Origin of the sequence: Streptomyces sp. NPDC057287, from assembly GCF_042667905.1 — a bacterium.
Taxonomy (GTDB): Bacteria; Actinomycetota; Actinomycetes; order Streptomycetales; family Streptomycetaceae; genus Streptomyces.
Genome location: NZ_JBHUYV010000027.1, coordinates 83,718 through 89,994 on the forward strand (window position 1 = coordinate 83,718; position 6,277 = coordinate 89,994).

Consider the following 6,277-nt stretch of genomic DNA (forward strand, 5'->3'; position numbering starts at 1 on the left):
GCAACGCCAAGGTCGGCCAAAGCGCGTGTCCAACGCCCGAAAGAGTGCACCCGGCGACCTAGGTTGTCGGGGTGGAGCAGCACAGGACACGTACCCCGCAGCGCAGGCAGGCCCCGCAGGCTCAGCCCGCCCCGCCCGGCGGCCTCGGCGAGGTGACGGCCGCGGCCGCTTATCCGGTGACGGTGGCGGTCGCCCCGGCGCCGGTGACGGGCCCGGGATCCGGGCCCGGATCCCGGGCCGGCGGCGTCGCGCCCGTGGTCCTGGCGCTGCGCCGATTCCCCAACCCCCGGCTGACCGGCATCGGCGCCGGACTCTTCGCGGCCCTGACCATGTTCCTGCTGGCCTGTGCGGACCGGATGCTCCTCGGGAGTTCCGAGGTCGTGTACGGCCTGCTGTTCCTGCCGGTCAGCGCCCTGACCGCGCTCTGGGTGCGGCCCGCCGACCTGGTGACCGCCCCGATCATCGTGCCCATCGCCTTCGCGGTCGGCGTGATCCCCGTCGCCGGGGGCACGGGCGGTCTCGGCGGTCAGACGATGGCCGTCGTCACCGCGCTCGCCGTTCACGCCGGCTGGCTGTACGGGGGCACCCTCGTCGCGGGGCTCATCGCCACCGTGCGGAAGATCCGGCAGATGCGGGAGCGGCAGCGGCACCTGCTCAGGACCGCCGCCCGCCGCCCCCGCCCGTAGGCCTACTTGCCCGCGGCCGCCATCGCGGCGCCGACGATCCCGGCGTTGTTCTGCAGCTCGGCCGGGACGATCTCGGCCCGTACGTGCTCGATCAGCGGCAGGAACTTCTCCGCCTTGCGGCTGACTCCGCCGCCGATGATGAAGAGCTCCGGCGAGAACAGCATCTCCACGTGGACCAGGTACTTCTGCACCCGGTGCGCCCAGTGGTGCCAGCTGAGGTCCTCGTCCTCCTTGGCCTTCGTGGAGGCGCGCTTCTCCGCGTCGTGACCGTGCAGCTCCAGGTGGCCGAGCTCGGTGTTGGGGATCAGCTGCCCGTTCGTGAAGACCGCGCTGCCGATGCCCGTGCCGAGAGTCAGCATGATCACCGTGCCCTTGCGGTCGCGCCCCGCGCCGAAGGCCATCTCGGCGATTCCGGCCGCGTCGGCGTCGTTGAGGATCGTGACGGGCTGCCCGATCCGCTCACTGAGCAGTGTCCGGGCGTCCGTGTCGATCCAGCCCTTGTCCACGTTGGCCGCGGTCCTGGTGACGCCGCCGGTGACGACTCCGGGGAACGTGATGCCGACCGGCCCCTGCCAGTCGAAGTGGCCGACGACCTCGGCCACACCGTCGGCCACGCTCCCGGGCGTGGCCGGGTGAGGTGTCAGTACCTTGTGGCGCTCCTGCGCCAGCTCTCCGCGGTCCAGGTCCACGGGCGCACCCTTGATCCCTGAACCGCCGATGTCCACACCGAAGATCTTCATGCGATCCACGGTACGGGCAGGTGGCGCGTATCACTCCCCGGAAGGGCGATCCGGCCGGGAGCACCCGGGGCACCCGGGCGCTCGCCGCCCCACGCCGGCGCCCGTGTCGTCCCGCGCCTCCGCTACTCGGCGGAGAGCGCGGCGGCCTCGGCCCGCAGGTCGCGCCGGAGCTCCTTGGGCAGGGAGAAGGTGATCGACTCGTCCGCGGTCTTCACCGTCTCCACGTCGGCGTAGCCCCGCTCGCCCAGCCATTCCAGTACGCCGTCGACCAGGACGTCGGGCACGGACGCGCCCGAGGTGAGGCCGACCGTGGTGACGCCTTCCAGCCACGCCTCGTCGATCTCGGCGGCGAAGTCCACCAGGTGGGCGGCGGGCGCACCCGCGTCCAGGGCGACCTCGACCATGCGGATCGAGTTCGACGAGTTCTTCGAGCCGACGACGATGACCAGCTCGGCGTCCTCGGCCAGCTTCTTCACCGCGATCTGACGGTTCTGCGTGGCGTAGCAGATGTCGTCGCTCGGCGGGGAGAGGAGGTTCGGGAACTTGTCCTTGAGCGCGCCGACCGTCTCCATGGTCTCGTCGACGGAGAGCGTGGTCTGGGAGAGCCAGACGACCTTCGACTCGTCGCGGACCTCGACGTTCGCCACGTCCTCGGGGCCGTCGACCAGCGTGATGTGGTCGGGCGCCTCACCGCTCGTGCCGATGACCTCCTCGTGGCCCTCGTGGCCGATCAGGAGGATGTCGTAGTCCTCCTTGGCGTAGCGGACGGCTTCCTTGTGGACCTTGGTGACCAGCGGGCAGGTCGCGTCGATGGTGGCGAGCTTGCGCTCGGCGGCCTCCGCGTGGACGGTCGGGGCGACCCCGTGAGCGGAGAACATCACGATGGAGCCCTCGGGCACCTCCGCGGTCACGTCGACGAAGATCGCGCCCTTCTTCTCGAGCGTTTGCACGACGTACTTGTTGTGCACGATCTCGTGACGGACGTAGATCGGGGCACCGTACTGCTCCAGGGCTTTCTCGACGGCGATCACGGCGCGGTCCACGCCCGCGCAGTAGCCACGGGGTGCGGCGAGCAGGACACGGCGGGCAGGCGTTGCAGTCATGCGTCCCATCGTAAGGCCGTACCGAACAGGCGCCGGATCAGCGGGGTCGGGAGACTGATGCGTACACAATCCAGCGACGGAGGGTTCATGTCGGGCAGCAGCACGGAAGAGGGAAAGCTGCGGCGCACACTCGGGTTCCGGGACCTGGTGGTCTACGGGCTGCTGTTCATCGCGCCCATGGCCCCCGTCGGTGTGTTCGGCACGCTGGACGCCAAGTCCGACGGGGCCGTGGCGCTCGTCTATCTCGTGGCGACCGTGGTGATGGCCTTCACCGCGTTCAGCTACGCCCAGATGGTCCGTGTCGCCCCGCTCGCCGGATCGGTCTTCGCGTACGCCCGCAAGGGGCTCGGGGAGGGGCCCGGGTTCATCGCCGGCTGGATGGCGATGCTGGACTACCTGCTGATCCCGGCGGTCGCCTACCTCTTCTCCGGGATCGCGATGAACGCGCTGGTCCCGGAGGTGTCGCGGTGGGTGTGGACGGCGATCGCGGTCGTCGTGACCACCGCGCTGAACCTGCGGGGCGTACGGGCCGCGGCCCGGGTGGGCTTCGCCGTGCTCGCCATGGAGATCGTGGTGCTGCTGGTGTTCGTGGTGTCGGCGGTGGTGGTGCTGGTCCGGGACGGGGCGGAGCGCGGCTGGCTGACGCCCCTCACCGGGGATGCCGGGTTCTCGACGACCGCGGTGCTGGGAGCGGTGTCCGTCGCGGTCCTGTCTTATCTGGGCTTCGACGCCATCGCCTCGTTCGCCGAGGAGGTGACGGGCGGTTCGGCGAAGGTGGCCCGGGCCGTGCTGTTCTGCCTGGTGCTCGCCGGGGTGCTGTTCGTGGTCCAGTCCTATCTGGCGGCCCTGCTGGAACCGGTGAGCTCGGCCGAGCTCGCGGCGGATCCGGTCAAGCAGGGGTCCGCGTTCTACGACGCGGTGGACGCCTCGGTCGGGACGTGGCTGCACGACCTGGTGGCCGTCAGCAAGGCGATCGGGGCGGCGTTCGCGGCGCTGGCCGGGCAGGCGGCGGCCGGACGGCTGCTGTTCGCCATGGCACGGGACGGCCGGCTCCCCTCGTTCCTGTCCCGGGTCGACGGGAAGTCCGGGGTGCCCCGCGTCGCTCTCACGGGTGCCGCGGTGGTGACGCTGGTGGCGGCGGTGTGGGCGGCCCGGCGCGACGACGGGCTGGACCATCTGGTGTCGGTGGTCAACGTCGGCGCGCTCACGGCGTTCGTGCTGCTCCACGCCTCGGTGGTGGGGTGGTTCGCCGTACGCCGGATGGAGGGCCCGCCGAGCTGGTGGCGTCATGTGCTGATGCCGGTGGTGGGCGCCGTCGTCCTGGTCGCGGTGATCCTGGAGGCCACGACGAGCGCTCAGCTGGTGGGGGTCTGCTGGCTGGGGGTCGGGCTGGTGGTGCTCGCGGTGCAGTGGGGGCGGCGGGCCGCCTGATTGTCCGCTCCGGCCGATACGCTCCCCCGTATGGCTCTCACTACGTCCCCGGAAGCCCCGCTGCCCGTCGGCGACGTGTCACGGCTGATCGGCGGCTGGATCGACCGGCTCGGCGCGGTCTGGGTCGAGGGGCAGATCACCCAGCTGTCGCGCAGGCCCGGAGCCGGCGTGGTGTTTCTGACGCTGCGCGACCCGGCCCACGACATCTCGGTGAGCGTGACCTGCTTCCGGCAGGTCTTCGACCGCATCGCCGATGTGGTGACGGAGGGCGCGCGGGTCGTCGTCCTCGCCAAGCCCGAGTGGTACGCCCCCCGTGGGCAGCTGTCCCTGCGGGCCACGGAGATACGGCCGGTGGGCATCGGAGAGCTGCTGGTGCGGCTGGAGCAGCTGAAGAAGTCGCTGGCCGCGGAGGGCCTGTTCGCCCTGGACCGGAAGAAGCCGCTGCCGTTCCTGCCGCAGCTGATCGGCCTGGTCTCCGGGCGGGCCTCGGCGGCCGAGCGTGATGTGCTGGAGAACGCCAGGCGGCGCTGGCCCGCGGTGCGTTTCGAGGTCCGCAACACCGCCGTGCAGGGCGTGCACGCGGTGAATCAGGTCGTCCGGGCCGTCCAGGAGCTGGACGGCCTGGAGGAGGTCGACGTGATCGTCGTCGCCCGCGGGGGCGGCAGCGTCGAGGACCTGCTGCCGTTCTCCGACGAGGCGCTGATCCGGGCGGTGGCCGCGTGCCGTACGCCGGTGGTCTCCGCCATCGGGCACGAGCCGGACTCGCCCCTGCTCGACCTGGTGGCCGATGTCCGGGCGTCGACACCGACGGACGCGGCGAAGAAGGTCGTACCGGACGTGGGCGAGGAGCTCGACCGCGTCCAGCAGCTCCGGGACCGCGCGCTGCGGACCGTGCGGGGGCTGCTCGACCGGGAGGAACGCGGTCTGGCGCACGCGCTCGGCAGGTCCTCCATGGAGCGGCCCCTGCGGATGGTGGACGAGCGGGAGGCGGAGATCGACGCGCTGACCGGCCGGAGCCGCAGGGTGCTCGGGCATCTGCTGGACCGCGCCGATTCGGAGCTCGCGCACACCCGCGCCCGGGTCGTGGCGCTGTCGCCCGCGGCGACGCTGGAGCGGGGGTACGCCGTGCTGCAGCGGCCGGACGGTCATGTGGTGCGCTCCCCCGCGGACGCCGGGGCGCCGGGCGAGGAGCTGCGGGCGCGGGTGTCGGAGGGCGAGTTCACGGTGCGGGTCGCCGAGTGAGGGCCCGCTCTGTCGGAGCCCCCGCATAGGGTGGACGGCATGACGGACGACGGGACGACGACGGCTGCCGCGACGGGCACGCTCGGGTACGAGCAGGCGCGGGACGAGCTGATCGAGGTCGTACGCCGCCTGGAGGCGGGCGGTACGACGCTGGAGGAGTCGCTGGCCCTGTGGGAGCGCGGCGAGGAGCTGGCGAAGGTGTGCCGGCACTGGCTGGAGGGTGCGCGGGCCCGGCTGGACGCGGCACTGGCGGGCCCGGACGGGGCCGCCGAAGCGGGCGGTGGCACGGACTGAGTGACGGGCGGGCGCCCTTCGGGTGCCCTGTGTGGTGGATCACTCCGGCTCGATTTAGTTGAACTTTAATCTATTCCTGGGCTACGGTGCTCCCATAGCTCGACCCCGTAGCCGTCCGGAAGGTAACGCCCCAGATGTCCCTCGTTCTTGACCCCGCCGCCCAGGACCTCCTCTTCCGCGAGGCCCGCACTGCCAACACGTTCACCGACGAGCCGGTGACCGACGAGCAGGTCCAGGCGATCTACGACCTGGTCAAGTACGGCCCCACGGCCTTCAACCAGTCGCCGCTGCGCGTCGTCCTGGTCCGCTCGGCCGAGGGCCGCGAGCGCCTGGTCAAGCACATGGCCGAGGGCAACCGTCCGAAGACCACGGCCGCCCCGCTGGTCGCGCTCCTCGTCGCCGACCACGAGTTCCACGAGGAGCTCCCGGCGCTCATGCCGCACTTCCCGCAGGCCAAGGACGCGTTCTTCTCCGAGCGCCCGGTCCGCGAGCAGTCCGCCGCGCTGAACGCCGCGCTCCAGGCCGCCTACTTCATCATCGGCGTCCGCGCCGCCGGGCTGGCCGCCGGCCCGATGACCGGCTTCGACGCCGCGGGCATCGAGAAGGAGTTCCTGGACGGCGACCACAAGCTGCTCATGGCGGTCAACATCGGCAAGCCCGGCGAGGACGCCTGGTTCCCGCGCCTGCCGCGCCTGTCCTACGACGAGGTCGTCACGACCGTCTGATCACCACCCCGTACGACGAGAGGGCCCGCGGCGCTGAGCGCCGCGGGCCCGCGCGA

7 protein-coding genes are annotated in these 6,277 nt (G+C 71.7%); 5 read left to right on the forward strand and 2 right to left on the reverse strand.

Annotated elements, in window-relative coordinates; translation table 11 throughout:
* Positions 1-71 precede the first annotated feature (71 nt).
* Positions 72-686 (forward strand): DUF6542 domain-containing protein, encoded by a 615-nt coding sequence (locus ACFUNE_RS35400; protein ID WP_383576688.1) that lies wholly within the window; start codon positions 72-74, stop codon positions 684-686.
* Positions 687-688: 2 nt separating this feature from the next.
* Here the strand turns inward: ACFUNE_RS35400 and ppgK are convergent, their stop codons facing one another.
* On the reverse strand, positions 689-1,426 hold the full coding sequence (ppgK, locus tag ACFUNE_RS35405) for a polyphosphate--glucose phosphotransferase (protein ID WP_383576690.1): 738 nt from the start codon (positions 1,424-1,426) through the stop codon (positions 689-691).
* A gap of 122 nt (positions 1,427-1,548) precedes the next feature.
* On the reverse strand, positions 1,549-2,538 hold the full coding sequence (locus ACFUNE_RS35410) for a 4-hydroxy-3-methylbut-2-enyl diphosphate reductase (RefSeq protein WP_383576692.1): 990 nt from the start codon (positions 2,536-2,538) through the stop codon (positions 1,549-1,551).
* 78 nt (positions 2,539-2,616) lie between these two features.
* On the opposite strand from ACFUNE_RS35410, the gene ACFUNE_RS35415 reads away from it, so the two are divergent.
* The 4 genes from ACFUNE_RS35415 (at position 2,617) to ACFUNE_RS35430 (ending at position 6,221) form a co-directional block, all read left to right on the forward strand.
* Complete coding sequence (locus ACFUNE_RS35415; RefSeq protein ID WP_383576694.1) at positions 2,617-3,960, forward strand: APC family permease; 1,344 nt, start codon at positions 2,617-2,619, stop codon at positions 3,958-3,960.
* Positions 3,961-3,990: 30 nt separating this feature from the next.
* Complete coding sequence (xseA, locus tag ACFUNE_RS35420; RefSeq protein WP_383576696.1) at positions 3,991-5,202, forward strand: exodeoxyribonuclease VII large subunit; 1,212 nt, start codon at positions 3,991-3,993, stop codon at positions 5,200-5,202.
* A 39-nt stretch (positions 5,203-5,241) separates the two neighbouring features.
* Positions 5,242-5,496, forward strand: a complete 255-nt coding sequence (locus ACFUNE_RS35425) for an exodeoxyribonuclease VII small subunit (protein WP_383576698.1) — start codon at positions 5,242-5,244, stop codon at positions 5,494-5,496.
* Positions 5,497-5,630: 134 nt separating this feature from the next.
* Positions 5,631-6,221, forward strand: a complete 591-nt coding sequence (locus tag ACFUNE_RS35430; RefSeq protein WP_362539085.1) for a malonic semialdehyde reductase — start codon at positions 5,631-5,633, stop codon at positions 6,219-6,221.
* The last annotated feature ends 56 nt before the right edge of the window (positions 6,222-6,277 follow it).

Coding starts and splice junctions, on each gene's coding strand:
- ppgK (WP_383576690.1), bottom strand. CDS start 1,426: ATGAAGATCTTCGGTGTGGACATCGGCGGTTCAGGGATCAAGGGTGCG.
- ACFUNE_RS35410 (WP_383576692.1), bottom strand. CDS start 2,538: ATGGGACGCATGACTGCAACGCCTGCCCGCCGTGTCCTGCTCGCCGCA.
- ACFUNE_RS35415 (WP_383576694.1), top strand. CDS start 2,617: ATGTCGGGCAGCAGCACGGAAGAGGGAAAGCTGCGGCGCACACTCGGG.
- xseA (WP_383576696.1), top strand. CDS start 3,991: ATGGCTCTCACTACGTCCCCGGAAGCCCCGCTGCCCGTCGGCGACGTG.
- ACFUNE_RS35425 (WP_383576698.1), top strand. CDS start 5,242: ATGACGGACGACGGGACGACGACGGCTGCCGCGACGGGCACGCTCGGG.
- ACFUNE_RS35430 (WP_362539085.1), top strand. CDS start 5,631: ATGTCCCTCGTTCTTGACCCCGCCGCCCAGGACCTCCTCTTCCGCGAG.